The sequence below is a fragment of the Cupriavidus ulmosensis genome (assembly GCF_977008105.1).
In genome coordinates, this window is the sequence record NZ_CDRMWP010000002.1 from 757,567 (window position 1) to 772,369 (window position 14,803).

Here is a 14,803-nt window from a genome sequence, read left to right on the forward strand (position 1 = left end):
GGATGTTCTTGGCAAGGTATCCGTACATGACTACGTTAGCCGGTCGCCCCAACACAGCAGTCATCGTCATCGGTCTCGGCGGGGTCGTCGAATCCGTCGACGCCGGTTTCGCGCTCCGCGCTTCCTGACGCGAAGGCGTGACGACCGCATGACGGCTTCCGATTCCACCACCCAGCCTGCCGCCATCGGCCTCGGCAGCGCGGCGCGCGACCTCTATCGCGCGCTCTGGCGCCACGCGCACGGCGTCCGGGCCCACATGCTCGGCGCGGCCGGCCTGCTGTCGGCGGCGCAGTTGCTGCGGCTGACCATGCCGTGGCTGGCGGCGCAGGCGATCAACGCGCTGCAGCGGGACAGCATGGAGACGGCCGGGCGCTGGATCCTCTACCTCATCGGCATCTATCTGTTGTCGTGGCTGCTCCACGGCCCGGGCCGGGTGCTGGAGCGCAACGTCGGCGTGCGCGTGCGCGAGCGGCTGGCCGACCAGCTTTATGCGCGCATCGCGGCGGCGCCGCTGGCGTGGCGCGACGGCCGCCATTCGGGCGAGCTGCAGCACCGCGTGGTGCAATCCAGCCGGGCGCTGTCCGACTTCGCGCAGAACCAGTTCGGCTACCTGCAGAGCGCCTTCAACTTCGTCGGCCCGCTGGTCGCGCTGGCCTTGCTGTCGCGCACCAGCGGCGTGATCGCGGTGAGCGGCTACATGGTCATCGCGCTCATCATCCTGCGCTTCGACCGCGCGCTGATGCAGCTTGCGCGCGCCGAGAACGACGCGGAGCGCCACTATGCCGCCGCGCTGCTCGACTTCATCGGCAATGCCGGCACCGTGATCGGCCTGCGGCTGCAAGCCGCCTCGCGCAAGCTGCTGGACCGCCGCATGGCGGCGGTGATGGCGCCGCTGCGCCGCGCGGTCATGGTCAACGAAGGCAAGTGGTTTACCGTGGACCTGCTCGGCATGGGGCTGACCTGGATCCTGGTGGTGGTCTACGTGCTGCAGTCGCGCCAGCCGGGGCAGGCGGTGCTGCTGGGCACGATCTTCATGATCTACCAGTACGCGCAGCAGGCCGCGTCGGTGGTCGGGGCGATGGCCTCGAACTTCCAGAGCTTCGCGCGCATGCACACCGACTACGGCAGCGCCGGGCCGATCTGGGAAGTGCGCTGCGATCCGGATGCGCCGGTGCCCGCCGTGGTGCCCGACGCGCCCTGGCACACGCTGGAGCTGCATGGCGCCAGCTGGCGCCACGGCGACGACGCGCGCGGCGGCCTGCATGGCATCGACCTGTTGCTGCGGCGTGGCGCGCGCGTCGCGCTCATCGGCCCGAGCGGCGGCGGCAAGAGCACGCTGCTGCGTTTGCTCGCCGGCCTCTACCGCCCGCAGCACGGCGAACTCCGGCGCGACGGCGCGGCCCAGGACTGGACCGAACTGCGCACGCTCGCCACGCTGATCCCGCAGGAAGCCGAAGTGTTCGAGGCCAGCGTGCGGGAGAATCTCACCTTCGGCGAGCCGGCCGACGCGGCGGCGCTGGACGCCGCGGTACACACGGGCGTGTTCGACGAGGTGCTGCAGCGCCTTCCCGAGGGCCTCGCCAGCGCGCTCAGCGAGCGCGGCGCCAACCTCTCCGGCGGCCAGCGGCAGCGGCTGGCACTGGCCCGCGGCGCGCTGGCGGCGCAGGGAAGTTCGCTGCTGCTGCTCGACGAGCCGACCAGCGCGCTCGACCCGCAGGCCGAAGGCCGGGTGTTCGATCGCATGTTCGCCGCGTTCCCGGCGGCGTGCATCGTGGCTTCGGTGCATCGGCCGGGCTTGCTCGCGCGCTTCGACACGATTGTCGTGGTGGAGGCCGGGCGCGTGGTCGATGCGGGGCCGCGGGACGAGGTGCTTGCCAGGCGCGCGGGATGACTGGCGGGATGGCTGGCGGGACAAGCGGGATGCGCATTGGGCGCGGCCCGGTCGTCCACACCGCATCAAGCGCGCATCTGGACATCCTGTACTGACACCACGTGGAGCGGCGGGGCCGCAATCCACGCCGAAACTGCGCGTCCCCGCGTATGTTCCGCTCAGTAAGCCAGCCGCGCCTGGATGTACACCATGCGGGGCGCGCCGACCATGCGGCCGCCGTTGGTGTCGACATTGCGCGAGTAATAGCGCCGGTCGAACAGGTTGTTGATGCCGAAGGCGAGGTCGCTGCCTTTCCTGCCCGGGATCTTGTAGTTCACCTGCGCGTTCCACACGCTGAAGCCTGGCACCCGGCCATTGGTTGCGTCGGCCGATTCCTGCACGGTGTTGGCCGTGTCGGCGTATTGGCTGCTCTGCACCGTGGCAAACACGTTGAGCGCCCAGTTCTGCCTGGTGTAGCGTCCGCCCCATGTCGCCGTCTGGCGCGAGTAGAACGGCACGTCCTTGCCGTCGAAGTCGCCCGACTTCTGAATCGCGCGCACATAGGTGTAGTTGGCGTACAGGTTCAGGCCGGCGAGAAGACTCGCCTTGTCGAAGTCGTAGTCGATGGCGAATTCCACGCCGTTGTGGTTCGTCGCGCCCAGGTTGCGGAACACGGCGGGGTTGGTGCCGGGAATCGAGAGGATCTGGTTGTCGAAGCGCAGGTCGAAGGCCGTCAGTTCGGAGTGGACCTGTTCGCCGGCGAAGCGCGCGCCGACCTCCACCGTCTTGGCGACTTCCGGCTTCAGCGGATTCGCCGCCGACATCGAGTTCAACTGCGTGTACTGCACGGCGCCGAACGACGTGCTGTACGAGGTGTAGAGCGTGAGCTTGTCGTTGACCAGGTAGGCGACGTTCAACGAGGGCAGCCCACGGCTATTGCCGACGTCGAAGGGGGTGTCGTTGGTGGTCCCGCTCGGTTGCCGGTCGCTGCTGATTTTCTCGTAGCGGATGCCGGGCGTGACGCGCCAGCGCCCGTAGGCGATCCGGTCGTCCAGATAGACCGAGTGCGCGTTGGTCCCGTTGTCGAAGACCTGCGACGGACCGACCTGGAGCCCGGTGGCCAGCGACGTGGCGTAGCGCGTGTCGGTGCCGCTCTCGTGGATATAGCGGTAGCCGACCGTGAAGTCGTGCGTGGTGGGACCGAACTGCAGGCGCTGCGTGTAGCGCGGCTCGATGCCCAGCACCTGGTTGTCGCGCGGCTGGAAGTCGTTGCGGCCCTGGTCCGGGTTGATCAGGGAGCTCTTGCGCGAGCTCTCGTAGTAGTAGCTGCGGATCTCGAATTCCTGCGTGTCGGAGATCGAGTTGACGTAGCCGATGTCGACCTGGTCGCGCTTGCCCCGCCAGGAGTCGGTGGGGTGGGTATTCTGGAACGGATTCTGCCGGTACTGCGCCGCGGTCAGGCCGCCCGGCGTCATCGACTTGACGTCGTAGTGCGAGAGCTTGCCGTAGACCTCGGAGGTCGGGCTGATGGCGTAGCGCCATTTCAGTGCCACGTCGTTGTAGTTGTCGTGGCTGCCGTCCCGCCACTGCTCGCCGTCCAGGCCCGAATAGAGCAGCGCCACGCCGAAGCCGTTGTCCATCTGCGTGCCGGCGAACGCGCTGTACTGCTTGTTGGATCCGCCGTGGCTGTAGATGTTGTAGCGCGCGGACCCGTCCGCGGTCAGGCCCGGCGCGTTCGGAATCGCGCGGGTCTTGAAGTTGATGATGCCGCCGACGTTCTGCGGGCCGTAGCGCACGGCGCCGCCGCCGCGGACGACGTCGATCGAGTCGAGATTCCCCATGCTGACCGGCGACATGACCAGGTTGGGCTGGCCGTAGGGCGCCATGGCCAGGGGAATGCCGTCGATCAGCATGGTGGAGCGGAACGAGTTGCGGGGGTTCAACCCGCGAATCCCGACGTGCAGGCCGACCGAGCTGCCGGTGGCGCTGGTGCTGCCGCTGATTTGCACGCCCGGGATGCGGCGCAGCACATCGGAGATGTTCGACGCGCCGCTGTTGACGATCTCATCGCGTTTCACCAGCGTGCGGGCGCCGCCGAACGTCTGCACGCTGTTTTCCAGGCCGGTGCCGAGCCAGTCGCCGCTGACGGTGATGGCTTCGAGGGTGGAGACATCGGATTGGGGATTGGCCTCGGCGGCCGCCTGCGCGCGGGCGGCTCCGTTTGCCGGAGCCTGGCCGGCCTGGATCACGAAGCCTTCGCGAGCTTGCGGTACGGCCCGCAGGCCGGTGCCCGCCAACAGCGCCGCCAGGCCCTCGGCCGCCGTGTACCGGCCCTGCACGCCCTTCGTGGTCAAGCGCGCCGCATCCTCGGGGCGGAAAGACACCGTGACGCCGGCGTCCCTGGCGAATGCCGAGAGCGCGTCCGCGAGCGGGCCGGCGGCAATCCGATAGTCCCGGGTTTCCTGCGCTGCGGCTTGCGCATGCGCCTGCGGCGCGTGCATCGCGGTACCGGCCGTGATGCAGGCTGCAATTGCCGTCAGCGCGAAACGCCCGACGGTTTTTTTCCTGACGCGGCGTGCTCCGGCTGCGCTCCCAATGGCTTCAAAATGCGACGGCACCACTTCGTTTCCTCTCTGTGTACTTCGTTGACGCCCTGTATGCCGAACGACCGGGGCAAAAGGGGACACGAAGTCGGGCAGGAAACGAAAAAAATCCGGGCGTCCTCCCGCTCACCGGGTATTGGATGTCACCGTGACCCAGTACGCGGTGCGTCGGACGATCCGCACGGGAAGCGTCTCGCCGATGATGTCGAGGATGTGGTCGGTATCCCCGAGCACGAACATGCCGGAGACCCGGAGGCTCGCCACCTCCGGCTCGCAGCGCAGGATCCCCGGGCGGTAGCGCGCCAGCTCCCGCAGGAAGGCGTCGAGCCGCACGTTGTCCGCCTGCAGCATGCCTTTGGTCCAGCTTGGCGCGGCGGCGGACGGCTGGCCGGGAGGCTGCCGCGGGGACTCCGCCGCTTCGAAGGCCTGGTCCGAGAAGACGACGGTTTCACCGGCGCCGACGATCCTGCGCGAGCCGCTCGACTTCAACGTGATTTCGACGCGATGCTCCAGCACGGTCAACGCGGTCACGTCCTTGTCGCCCCGCGCCAGTTCCCTCACCACGAACCGCGTACCCAGCGCGCGCAGGCGGCCCTGCCTGGTTTCCACCAGAAACGGCCGTGACGGGCTCCGGAGATCGGCGGCGGTCTCTATATAGATCTCTCCTTGCCGCAATTGCAGCACGCGAGCCTCGTCGGAATAGCGCACCGCGATGTCGGTCGAGGTATTGAGCTGCACCAGGCTGCGATCCGCCAGGGCGACGCGCCGGTTCTCGCCCACGGCCGCGCGGTAGACGTCGCCGGTTTCGCCGCGCCACAGGCTGGCGCCCAGCCATCCGGCCGGCGCCACCACGCCCAGGATCGCGAGCGTCTTCACCACGGCACGCCGGTTGACCGTGCCCTGGCGCGTGAGGACGGGCACGCCGAGCGCGGGAGATACTGCCCCGAACTTCGCACTCAGCTTTTCGGCGCGCTCCCAGGCCCGTTCGTGATCCGGGCTGGCGCGGCGCCAGCGTTCAAACGCTTCATGGTCCGCGGGACCCGCTTCCCCGGAATGGAGGCGCACCAGCCAGCCCGCGGCCTCGCGAATGACGGCAGGGTCCAGCGCGGTGGTGGAATCGGGGGTGGGCACGGCAGGTCAGCGCATCAAGTCAGCACATCAGGGTCAGGCACAACGTAAAGCCCTGCGCCATGTAGCGCTTGACGGTGCGGTCGCTCAGCCTGGTGCGATCGGCGATCTGCTTGTAGGTGAGGCCCTCGAGCTGCGACAGCACGAAGACTTCGCGGGCCTTGGGGGCCAGCTCGGCGAGCATGGCGTCCAGATGCTGCAGCTCTTGCTGCATGGATACCAGATTCTCGGGGGACACGGCCATTTCGACGGGCAGCGCGGCCAGCGCTTCCAGCCAGGCTTCCTCGAGGGAGCGCCGGCGCCAGTGGTCGTTCAGCAAGCCGCGGGCGATGGTGGTCAGGAAGGCGCGCGGCTCGCCGATGCCGGGGACTTCGTCCGGCCGGCGGAGCAACCGCAGGAAGGTGTCGTGCGCCAGGTCCACGGCTTCGTCGCCGCAATCGAGCCGGCGGCGCAACCATTGGCAAAGCCAGTCATGGTTGTTCTCGTACAGAACTCGAATGGTGGTGGACATGGTCGTTGACCGGAGACACGGTGCTGAGCGCTGGATAATATCGAGAATTGTTCTTATTTGCAATACGGGGCCGGGGCGATTTGCTGGGACGATTCGGAGCGCTGCCCCGTGCTGGCCGCTCCCCGGCATGGTCGGAGCGGCACTCACCCCATCTGATGATATTTACATATTGACATATCTCAATATGTAAATTAGAGTGAAAACACAGCGCATATGGATGGCGCTAGCTTCCTGGGCCCGGAACGGCAGAGCAGTCGGGGCCCTGTTCTCAAACTTCTGGAGGTACGCAGTGCAAACCTTGAAAGACATTCCGCCGAGCTATGTTCCGGACCGCAGCTATGGCCTGTTCATCGACAATCAGTGGGTTGATGGTGCAACGGGCGAGACGCTGGATAGCATCAATCCTGCCAACGGTGAGTTCCTTACCCGGATTCCGAACGCGTCCGCGGAAGATGTGGATCGTGCCGTGAAGGCGGCCACCCGTGCATTCCGCGCGTGGCGTACAACCACAGCGATCGAGCGTTCCACCGCGCTGCTGAAGATCGCCGACCTGCTCGAGGCGGATGCCGAGCGTTTCGCCACGCTCGAAACGCTCGATGTGGGCAAGCCCATCCGTGAAAGCCGGGCTATCGATGTGCCGCTCGCCATCGATCATTTCCGATACTTCGCTGGCGTCATCCGAAGCCATTCGGACGAAGCGGTGATGCTCGATGAGAAGACGCTCAGCATTGTGCTGAGCGAGCCGCTAGGCGTTGTAGGGCAAGTCATTCCATGGAACTTTCCCCTTCTGATGGCGGCCTGGAAGATTGCTCCGGCAATTGCGATGGGCAACACCGTTGTGATCAAGCCGTCCGAGATGACGCCCGTCACCATCCTCGAACTGGCAAAGATCTTTGCCAAGGTGCTACCCGCGGGCGTCGTGAACATCGTGACGGGTACGGGTGTTTCGGCCGGCCAGCCGCTGCTCGACCATCCCGACATCAGGAAGCTGGCGTTCACTGGCTCGACCCGTATCGGCGAGGCCGTTGCCGTCGCGGCTGCAAAGAAGATCATTCCCGCCACGCTGGAGCTGGGAGGGAAATCCGCCAACATCGTGTTCCCCGATGCGAACTGGGACAAGGCCGTGGAGGGCGCCGCGCTCGCGATTCTCTGGAACCAGGGCCAGGTCTGCGAATCTGGCGCCCGCCTGTTCGTTCATGCGTCGATCTACGAGCGGTTCCTCGAAGAGCTGAAGGAGAAGTTCCGGGCAGTGCGTGTCGGCGATCCGATGTCGCCGGCGACGCAAATGGGTGCTCAGGTCAGCAAGACGCAGATGGAGCGAATTCTCGACTACATCGATATCGCCCAGGCTGAAGGTGCCCGCGTGCTCGTTGGCGGCGGCCGGCTCGTCGGTGGCGACCATGACGCCGGATATTTCATTCAACCCACCATCCTGGTGGACGTGCGAAACGACATGCGCGTTGCGTACGAGGAGATCTTTGGACCGGTTCTTTGCGTCATCCCGTTCAAGGATGAAGCAGAAGTCATCGCCATGGCGAACGATTCCGAGTACGGGCTGGCGGGGGGTGTCTGGACACAAGACCTCAACCGTGCGCTGCGGGTTGCCCGCGCCGTGGAAACCGGGCGGATGTGGGTGAATACCTATCATGACATTCCTGCTCACGCGCCGTTCGGTGGCTACAAGAAGTCCGGTCTGGGGCGCGAGACGCACAAGTCCATGCTGGAGGCGTACAGCCAGAAGAAGAACATCCTCGTGAGTCTGAGCGAGACGCCGCACGGTCTGTTCTAGGCAACGATGCTTTTCGACCCTAAACATCTATTATTCTCAATATCTAGGAATATGAAAATTAAGGCTACCTCACTGTTTTCCGCGACCAGCCTGGGGCCATACAGGCTGAAGAACCGGATCGTGCTCCCGCCGCTGACGCGCTCGCGGAGCACGCAACCGGGCAATATTCCCAACGATCTGATGGCGACCTACTACCGTCAGCGCGCCGGGGCTGGTTTCATGGTCACGGAGGGTACGCAGATCGAACCTCGCGGCCAGGGCTATGCCTGGACGCCAGGCATCCATAGTCCCGCGCAGGTTGAGGGATGGCGGAAGGTCACCAAGGCGGTTCACGACGAGGGCGGCGTCATTTTTGCGCAGTTGTGGCACGTCGGACGGGTTTCGCACACCTCGCTGCAGCCGGGCGGCGAAGCGCCTGTGGCGCCATCGGCCATTCCGGCCCAACAGGTCAGTGTTTTCATCGAAACCGGCCCCGGGGCAGGCACTTTGGCGCCGCCTTCCGAGCCGCGTGCCCTGACCACCGCGGAAGTCAGGGAGCTGGTCCAGCTCTATGCGCAAGCCGCCCGCAATGCCCTGGAGGCGGGGTTTGACGGTGTCGAACTCCATTGCGCCAACGGATATCTGGTCAACCAGTTCATCTCCGCGCATAGCAACAAGCGTGATGATGAATATGGCGGCTCGCTGGAGAACCGTCTGCGGTTCCTGCGCGAGATCGTGGCGGCCGTTGCGGAAGTGGTCGGCAAGAGTCGACTGGGCGTGCGGTTCGCGCCGTTGTTCGAAAGCACGGACGAAGATCGCGTTTACCTGGGTCTTGTCGAAGCGGATCCGCATACCACGTACATCGAAGCCATCAAGCTCCTGGAGCAATCGGGCATTGCCTATCTGTCGATTGCCGAGGCCGATTGGAACAACGCTCCTGACCTGCCAGAAGACTTTCGGCGAGCAGTCCGCGAGACGTTCAGCGGTCGCATCTTCTACGCGGGCCGATATACCGCCGAACGCGGTGTGCGCCTGTTGGATGCCGGTCTCGCGGATCTCATCGCTTTCGGCCGCCCATTCATCGCCAATCCGGACCTGCCGGCACGCATCGCGAACAACTGGCCGCTGAATCCGGTAGATCCCGGCACCATGTACGGAGGCACGGAGAAGGGCTACACGAGCTATCCGACCTATCAGGAGTAAGAGCCGGGTCCTTGTCCTGCATCAGGGCAAGGACCCGATTGGGTTCGGGTCGGACCTCGAGCCATAGCCGCTTTTCGTGGAGACGTGGCGCCAAGAAGTTCGTAGGCAATCTGGTGAGGCGTACAAGTCTTTCCTGCAATCGCTTGACATCGATCTTGATACTTCGCCATCGTTGCCGCCGTTACCGATGCATTTGGGATATAGGCCCGGAGCGGAATATGTTTTCGAGTTGCCGGAGGCGTTTCGGAGCGTCGGCGTGGATCGTATTATCTTGAATTTAAAGTACGGTCGCCGGCCCGCGGATGAGGTCATGGAAAAAAATGGTGCAAAAATCCTGACCCGATTCCATAAGTCATTTTGAAATTGTTAATGATGACAGGATGTGATGCATCGTTTGCGCGGGCAAGGAGCTTGGCATTCTCATCCCGTGAGGCGGTTGCAGGTTGCTATCGCATTGCGATCATCAGCCGACATCGGGGCCGACAACGCGAGCATTGGGTAACGGTCGCTTCTGGTGAGGCCTGGCGCGGGGTTGCTGTCGCAATGGCACGCAGGCCGTCGTTGCCGTCCTCGGCGCGATGGTAGCGATGCCTGATACTATACAGTCCGGAGGGATGGTATCGATCCCAGGTTTATTTTTCTCAAGCTAATGTGCAACTTATGAGCATCGATGTCGGCGAGGTACTGAAGGCTCTGGATAATCCAACTCGTCTGGCGATATTGGGTTGGTTGAAAGACCCGGGGAAGAGTTTTCCAGACCAAGAGTTTGACGCGGACAAATATGGGGTCTGCGTGAGCAGCATTCAGGAGCGGGCAGGACTGTCCCAGTCCACGGTGTCCCTGTATCTCGCATCGTTGCAGCGGGCTCAGCTGGTCACTTCGCAACGCATGGGGCCGTGGACCTACTATAAGCGGGAGGAGAAGAATATCGCCGCGTTTCTGAAGAAGCTCGGGGGATTAATCTGATGCCTAAGGGGCTTGCGAGCAGATGAGGCTGGCTGTCCGACATTGCCTGGGCGGAAAGAGAGCGCCGTTACAGGCGCCAGGCAAGCTGGCGAACTCCGACGACTTACCCATGACCAGTAGCCGGCCGCAAGAATGCCATTCGGAAAATGCCGTGTTGCTTACTCGGCTGTGACGCCTGAGCTTCGGATCACCACGGCCCATTTGGTGACTTCCTGCCCCAGATGCTTGCGCATCGCCTCGGGCATCCCGCCTTCAGGGGACGCACCCAGGGCAGCCAGATTGCCGCGCACGGAAGCTTCCTGCAAGGCGGCATTGATCTGCTGATTCAGCGCGTTCACGATCGCCGGCGGCGTGCGGGCCGGGGCAAACAGCCCATACCACGACTTCACCTCGTAGCCCGGCAGCGCCGAACCGCTTACCGTTGGCACCTGCGGCGCAAACGCCTGCGGCTGGCCGCTGGTAACGGCAAGCGCGCGCAGTTTGCCACTGCGGATGAACGGCAGCACCGACGGTGCGTTGTCGAACATCACCTGAACCTGGCCGGCCATGAGGTCGGTAAGGGCCGGCGCACTACCTTTGTACTGGACATGCTCCATCTTGATGCCAGCCATCGACTTGAACATCTCCGCTGCCAGGTGCGTGGACGAGCCGATTCCCGAGGACCCGTAGTTCACGCCGTCCGGGTGCGACTTCGCGTAGGCGATGAACTCGCCAACAGTCTTCACAGGCAGTGCGGGATTGACCACCATGACGTTCGGGAAACTTGTCACCAGAGCGACGGGAGCGAAATCCTTCTGAATGTCGAAGGTGAGCTTCTTGTAGAGCGTGGTATTGATGGCATTCGCGTTGGACCCAAGGAACAGCGTGTACCCATCGGCAGGCGCGCGCGCGACGCCGCTGGCGGCGATGCTGCTAGCTGCTCCGGGGCGGTTCTCGACCACGAACGATTGTCCCATCTGGATCGAGAGCCGGTTGGCGAGCAGGCGCGCGACCGTATCCGCCGATCCGCCGGGTGCGTAACCCACTATGATCTTGACAGGTTTGGACGGGTAGGCGGGTTCGGCGCTTGTGAGAGCCGTTGTGGTTGCGGCCAATATAGCCAATGCAATGCGGGAAACGTGCTTCATGGCGGGACGATGGATCTGATGTTGCAGGGAATGGGATGGAATGCGCGGCTCACGCCACAGGCAGGTATCGCTCGACCAGCCGGGCCCAGAAGGCGGCGCCAATCGGGAGGTTCGCGTCGTTGAAGTCGTAACGCGGGTTGTGGACCATGCAGCCTCCCTCGCCCATGCCCTGGCCGATGCCGTTGCCGAGTCGCAGGAAACACCCGGGGCGCTGCTGCAGCATGAACGCAAAGTCCTCGCTGGCCATGACCGGCTCGAAGGCCGCGTCGACATCGGCATCGCCCACAAGCTCACGCGCCACTTCGATGGCGAAGGCAGTCTCGGCGTCGCTGTTGACGACGACCGGGTAGCCGAGGACATAGTCAATCTCGACCGTGGCGCCGTAGCCGTGAGCCTGGGCATTGGCCAGCGCTTCGATGCGCTGGCGCAGCAGTTCACGAACCCGCGGGTCAAATGCACGAACACTCAGTTCCAGCCGGGCCGAAGCGGGAATCACGTTGTTCGCGGTACCGGCCTGGAGCACGCCTACCGTGACCACCGCCGCGGCGCCCGGATCGACATTGCGGGCCACGACCGTCTGCAATGCCATGACGATGCTCGACGCCACGACAACCGGGTCCACGCTCAGGTGCGGGCGTGCCGCGTGGCTCCCTTTCCCGCGCACCGTGATGGTGACCTTGTCTCCGGAGGCCATGAACGGCCCGCTCCGAAACAGGAATCTGCCGGCAGGCTGGCCGGGGTGGTTGTGCAGGCCGAACACCGCATCGCAATGGAAGCGCTCGAACAGTCCTTCGGCGATCATCCGCTCGGCGCCGCTGTTCACGCCGGCTTCTTCGGCCGGCTGGAAATAGAGACGCAGCGTGCCGTCGAAGCGACGATGCGTGGCGAGGTACTGCGCCGCACCCAAAAGGATGGTGGTATGGCCGTCGTGTCCACACGCGTGCATGACGCCGGAAACCGCACTCGCATAAGGCAGGCCAGTGGCCTCCTGAATCGGCAGTGCATCCATGTCCGCACGTATGCCGATGCTGCGGCCACCGTGGCCGGCTGTCAGGGTTGCCACCACGCCCGTGCCACCGATGCCGGTTGCTACGTCATAGCCCCATCGGCCGAGCAATTCGCCAACGAGCGAAGCGGTCGCGTGTTCCCGATAGGCGAGCTCGGGGCGTTCATGGATGTACCTGCGGAGACTCGTCAGAGCCTCCGCCTGCGACATGAGATCTTCCACCTGACATAGGTGCGCGTCGGGCATGGCATTTCCTTCTGCATTCGATGGCCGCTGTTGTGTACAGCATCATCGGTGCAACGGACCGTGCGATCAATGTATGATTTCGGTGAGTTTCGTTGCTCTAAAGTCAACAGTAGAGGTCGGCGCAATGACTGCGGGAACGCTGAATGAAAAGCGGCTGGGATATTTCTACGAGGCCGCCATGTGCGGATCGGTGCGGGGCGCTGCGGACAGGCTCAACGTTGAGCCGTCCGTGGTCAGCCGGCAGATCCAGTTGCTGGAACAGGATCTGGGAGTGGCGCTGTTTGAGCGCAAAGGCCGAGGGATCATTGCCACCGAGGCGGCTGCGCTGGTCATCGCGCATTGCCGCAATCGCATGGCGAGCGAAGAGGCGCTGCGGGAGCGTATCGACGACCTTGCCGGGCTGCGGCGTGGCACGTTGAACGTGGTGGCCGGAGAGGGGTATATGGATCTGCTGATGAACGGCATCGTCGATACGTTCGGCCAGCAGTATCCCGGGGTGCAGGTCAATGTCGAACTGGCGAGCGCAGCGGAGGCAGTGCGGAAAGTCGCCAGCGACGAAGCGCACCTGGGTATCGCCATGAATCCGCCAGCGCATCCGGATGTTCAGATCGTGCGGGAGCAAAGCCAGCCGGTCTGCATCATTGCCTGGCCCGACCATCCGCTGGCACGGCGTCGTGCAACCCCGTCATTGCAGGACGCGAGCCGCTACTCGCTGGCGACGATGGGCCCGGGCTTTGGCTTGCATCAGTTGATCCGGTTGGCCGAGTTCGCGGAGAATCTTCAGCTTGCGCCGACGCTCACCAGCAGTTCGATCGAGTTGCTGAAGCGGTTCGTGATGAAGCGGCTGGGCTTGACCTTTCTGTCCGCGGGAGCCGCGGCCAGCGAAATCGCACGCGGCGACCTCGTTGCGATTCGCACCGCCAACGCCGCGCTCGAATCCGCCAAGATGCGCGTGATCGTGCGAGCCGAGCGGATCCAGACCGCGGCAGCCCGCCGCATGCAGGAGCTCGTTGGGGCTGCGCTGGATGCACCGGCTGTCGCAAGGTCCGCGAGGAGAGCCAGGACCTGAGGAGGCGCTTATCGATGAGGTCGACGAGCAGCGTGCAGATGGTCCCGATGGCTTCTCTGTCAAGCCTCTCTCGTCGTCGTCTCGCGCATTGCGCTGCAAGCCACCGGGCGGAGGATCGGCCATCCGATCGGCTGCCTCGATCGGCGCGGTGACTTCCTGCTGGCACACCGCTGGAACAAGTTCGTCGCGCGTCGGGACGTGGCGGCAGGGCGTGGCGAGCTGACGTCCGCATCGCGTGTCTTCGAGGCCGACCCCCGAGCTTTCTTACGCTCGGGACGACTTGCGCGCCGTGGATCGTCCGCGCCCGCGCGGCGCCGGAGCCGCGAACATCGACATGTCGCGCAGGATGTGGTCCAGCAGCGTGTCCGCTGCCATGCCCAGCGGCCTTCCCGTTTTCACCAGCAACCGTGCCTTGGCAGCCTCGAACAGCGGATGGGCAATCGGTAGTGTCACCAGTTCGCCCGAGGCCAGTTCGCGATAGGCGGCAAACGCGCCGATCAGCGTGATGCCGTGATGGCGCTTGACGAAGTGCCGCAGCACGGCCAGTGAATTGGTGGTCAGCGTGGGACGGATCTGGATGTTCTCGGCATACGCCAGCATCTGCACGATCTGCCCGAGCCCGAACGCCGGCGGCATCATCGCCAGCGGATAGTCGGCCAGTTCCCGCACATCGACATTCGTGCCGCGCAGTGCCAGTGGATGTTCGGCATGGACCAGCAGTACCACCGGCTGCGACGACGTGGCCACCCAGCGCACGTCGGCATGCGAGGGCGGGTTGTAGGCCAGGCCGAGATGCGCCCGGCTTTCCGCCACCTCCTGCAGCACGTTGTTGACGGGCAGGACATCCACCGTGACATCGAGCCGCGGATACTGCGCGCAGAAGTCGGTCAGCACTTCGTCCATCAAGCCATCGACGTAGCCTTCGCTCGTGGCAATGCGTACCTGGCCGTGCTGCAGGCCGCGCAATGCCTGCAGGCGGTCTTCGAACAGCTCCTGCTGCGCGCGGCACCCCCGCCAGTATTCGAGCAGATGCAGAGCCACTTCGGTAGGCTGCACGCCGCGTGCGTGGCGGTCGAATAGTGGCGCGCCCACTTCCTCTTCCAGCAGGCGAATCTGGCGCGTGACGACCGATGGCGACGTGTTGATGCTGTCGGCCGCGCCCCGGATCGATCCGTGTGTGAGCACCTCGTGGAAATAACGCAGCCTGCGTTGGTTCAGTTCTCGCATATCGACGTCCGCCTGATGCATCGTGTTGCTGAATAGGCAACGATAACCGACTTAAGTTGCTCTTGCTATGTCGTTTTGT

11 protein-coding genes are annotated in these 14,803 nt (G+C 64.4%); 5 read left to right on the forward strand and 6 right to left on the reverse strand.

The window, feature by feature from the left end:
- The first annotated feature begins 148 nt into the window (after window positions 1-148).
- Window positions 149-1,891: an ATP-binding cassette domain-containing protein gene (locus ACWTPI_RS23260; protein ID WP_454732848.1), complete on the forward strand. Its 1,743-nt coding sequence runs from the start codon at window positions 149-151 to the stop codon at window positions 1,889-1,891.
- Between the two features lie 158 nt (window positions 1,892-2,049).
- Here ACWTPI_RS23260 and ACWTPI_RS23265 read toward each other — a convergent pair whose 3' ends face one another.
- The 3 genes from ACWTPI_RS23265 to ACWTPI_RS23275 form a co-directional block, all read right to left on the reverse strand.
- Window positions 2,050-4,371 carry a TonB-dependent receptor family protein gene (locus tag ACWTPI_RS23265; RefSeq protein WP_454732849.1) on the reverse strand — a complete coding sequence of 774 codons (2,322 nt, stop codon included), beginning with the start codon at window positions 4,369-4,371 and terminating at the stop codon, window positions 2,050-2,052.
- A 228-nt stretch (window positions 4,372-4,599) separates the two neighbouring features.
- Complete coding sequence (locus ACWTPI_RS23270; protein WP_454732850.1) at window positions 4,600-5,604, reverse strand: DUF4880 domain-containing protein; 1,005 nt, start codon at window positions 5,602-5,604, stop codon at window positions 4,600-4,602.
- 19 nt (window positions 5,605-5,623) lie between these two features.
- Complete coding sequence (locus ACWTPI_RS23275) at window positions 5,624-6,112, reverse strand: sigma-70 family RNA polymerase sigma factor (RefSeq protein WP_454732851.1); 489 nt, start codon at window positions 6,110-6,112, stop codon at window positions 5,624-5,626.
- Window positions 6,113-6,401: 289 nt separating this feature from the next.
- Here ACWTPI_RS23275 and ACWTPI_RS23280 point away from each other — a divergent pair, with 289 nt between their 5' ends.
- The 3 genes from ACWTPI_RS23280 to ACWTPI_RS23290 all read left to right on the forward strand — a co-directional run bounded on the left by ACWTPI_RS23280 (window position 6,402) and on the right by ACWTPI_RS23290 (window position 10,049).
- Window positions 6,402-7,901, forward strand: coding sequence for an aldehyde dehydrogenase family protein (locus tag ACWTPI_RS23280; RefSeq protein ID WP_454732852.1), 1,500 nt, complete (start codon window positions 6,402-6,404; stop codon window positions 7,899-7,901).
- A 51-nt stretch (window positions 7,902-7,952) separates the two neighbouring features.
- Window positions 7,953-9,083: an alkene reductase gene (locus tag ACWTPI_RS23285; protein WP_454732853.1), complete on the forward strand. Its 1,131-nt coding sequence runs from the start codon at window positions 7,953-7,955 to the stop codon at window positions 9,081-9,083.
- Window positions 9,084-9,749: 666 nt separating this feature from the next.
- Window positions 9,750-10,049 (forward strand): ArsR/SmtB family transcription factor, encoded by a 300-nt coding sequence (locus tag ACWTPI_RS23290; protein WP_441602927.1) that lies wholly within the window; start codon window positions 9,750-9,752, stop codon window positions 10,047-10,049.
- A 158-nt stretch (window positions 10,050-10,207) separates the two neighbouring features.
- On the opposite strand, the gene ACWTPI_RS23295 is transcribed toward ACWTPI_RS23290, so the two are convergent.
- Window positions 10,208-11,176 (reverse strand): tripartite tricarboxylate transporter substrate binding protein, encoded by a 969-nt coding sequence (locus ACWTPI_RS23295; RefSeq protein ID WP_454732854.1) that lies wholly within the window; start codon window positions 11,174-11,176, stop codon window positions 10,208-10,210.
- Between the two features lie 49 nt (window positions 11,177-11,225).
- Window positions 11,226-12,428 (reverse strand): M20 aminoacylase family protein, encoded by a 1,203-nt coding sequence (locus ACWTPI_RS23300; protein ID WP_454732855.1) that lies wholly within the window; start codon window positions 12,426-12,428, stop codon window positions 11,226-11,228.
- Between the two features lie 73 nt (window positions 12,429-12,501).
- On the opposite strand from ACWTPI_RS23300, the gene ACWTPI_RS23305 reads away from it, so the two are divergent.
- The gene (locus ACWTPI_RS23305) at window positions 12,502-13,497 is read left to right on the forward strand and encodes a LysR family transcriptional regulator (RefSeq protein ID WP_454732856.1); all 996 of its coding nucleotides are present in this window, start codon (window positions 12,502-12,504) and stop codon (window positions 13,495-13,497) included.
- A 264-nt stretch (window positions 13,498-13,761) separates the two neighbouring features.
- On the opposite strand, the gene ACWTPI_RS23310 is transcribed toward ACWTPI_RS23305, so the two are convergent.
- Window positions 13,762-14,724 carry a LysR family transcriptional regulator gene (locus ACWTPI_RS23310; protein ID WP_029043113.1) on the reverse strand — a complete coding sequence of 321 codons (963 nt, stop codon included), beginning with the start codon at window positions 14,722-14,724 and terminating at the stop codon, window positions 13,762-13,764.
- Between the last annotated feature and the right edge of the window lie 79 nt (window positions 14,725-14,803).

Excerpts from the sequence above, each read along its gene's own strand:
- ACWTPI_RS23300 (WP_454732855.1), bottom strand. The coding sequence starts at position 12,428 with ATGCCCGACGCGCACCTATGTCAGGTGGAAGATCTCATGTCGCAGGCG.
- ACWTPI_RS23295 (WP_454732854.1), bottom strand. The coding sequence starts at position 11,176 with ATGAAGCACGTTTCCCGCATTGCATTGGCTATATTGGCCGCAACCACA.
- ACWTPI_RS23260 (WP_454732848.1), top strand. The coding sequence starts at position 149 with ATGACGGCTTCCGATTCCACCACCCAGCCTGCCGCCATCGGCCTCGGC.
- ACWTPI_RS23265 (WP_454732849.1), bottom strand. The coding sequence starts at position 4,371 with ATGCACGCGCCGCAGGCGCATGCGCAAGCCGCAGCGCAGGAAACCCGG.
- ACWTPI_RS23285 (WP_454732853.1), top strand. The coding sequence starts at position 7,953 with ATGAAAATTAAGGCTACCTCACTGTTTTCCGCGACCAGCCTGGGGCCA.
- ACWTPI_RS23305 (WP_454732856.1), top strand. The coding sequence starts at position 12,502 with ATGATTTCGGTGAGTTTCGTTGCTCTAAAGTCAACAGTAGAGGTCGGC.
- ACWTPI_RS23275 (WP_454732851.1), bottom strand. The coding sequence starts at position 6,112 with ATGTCCACCACCATTCGAGTTCTGTACGAGAACAACCATGACTGGCTT.
- ACWTPI_RS23310 (WP_029043113.1), bottom strand. The coding sequence starts at position 14,724 with ATGCGAGAACTGAACCAACGCAGGCTGCGTTATTTCCACGAGGTGCTC.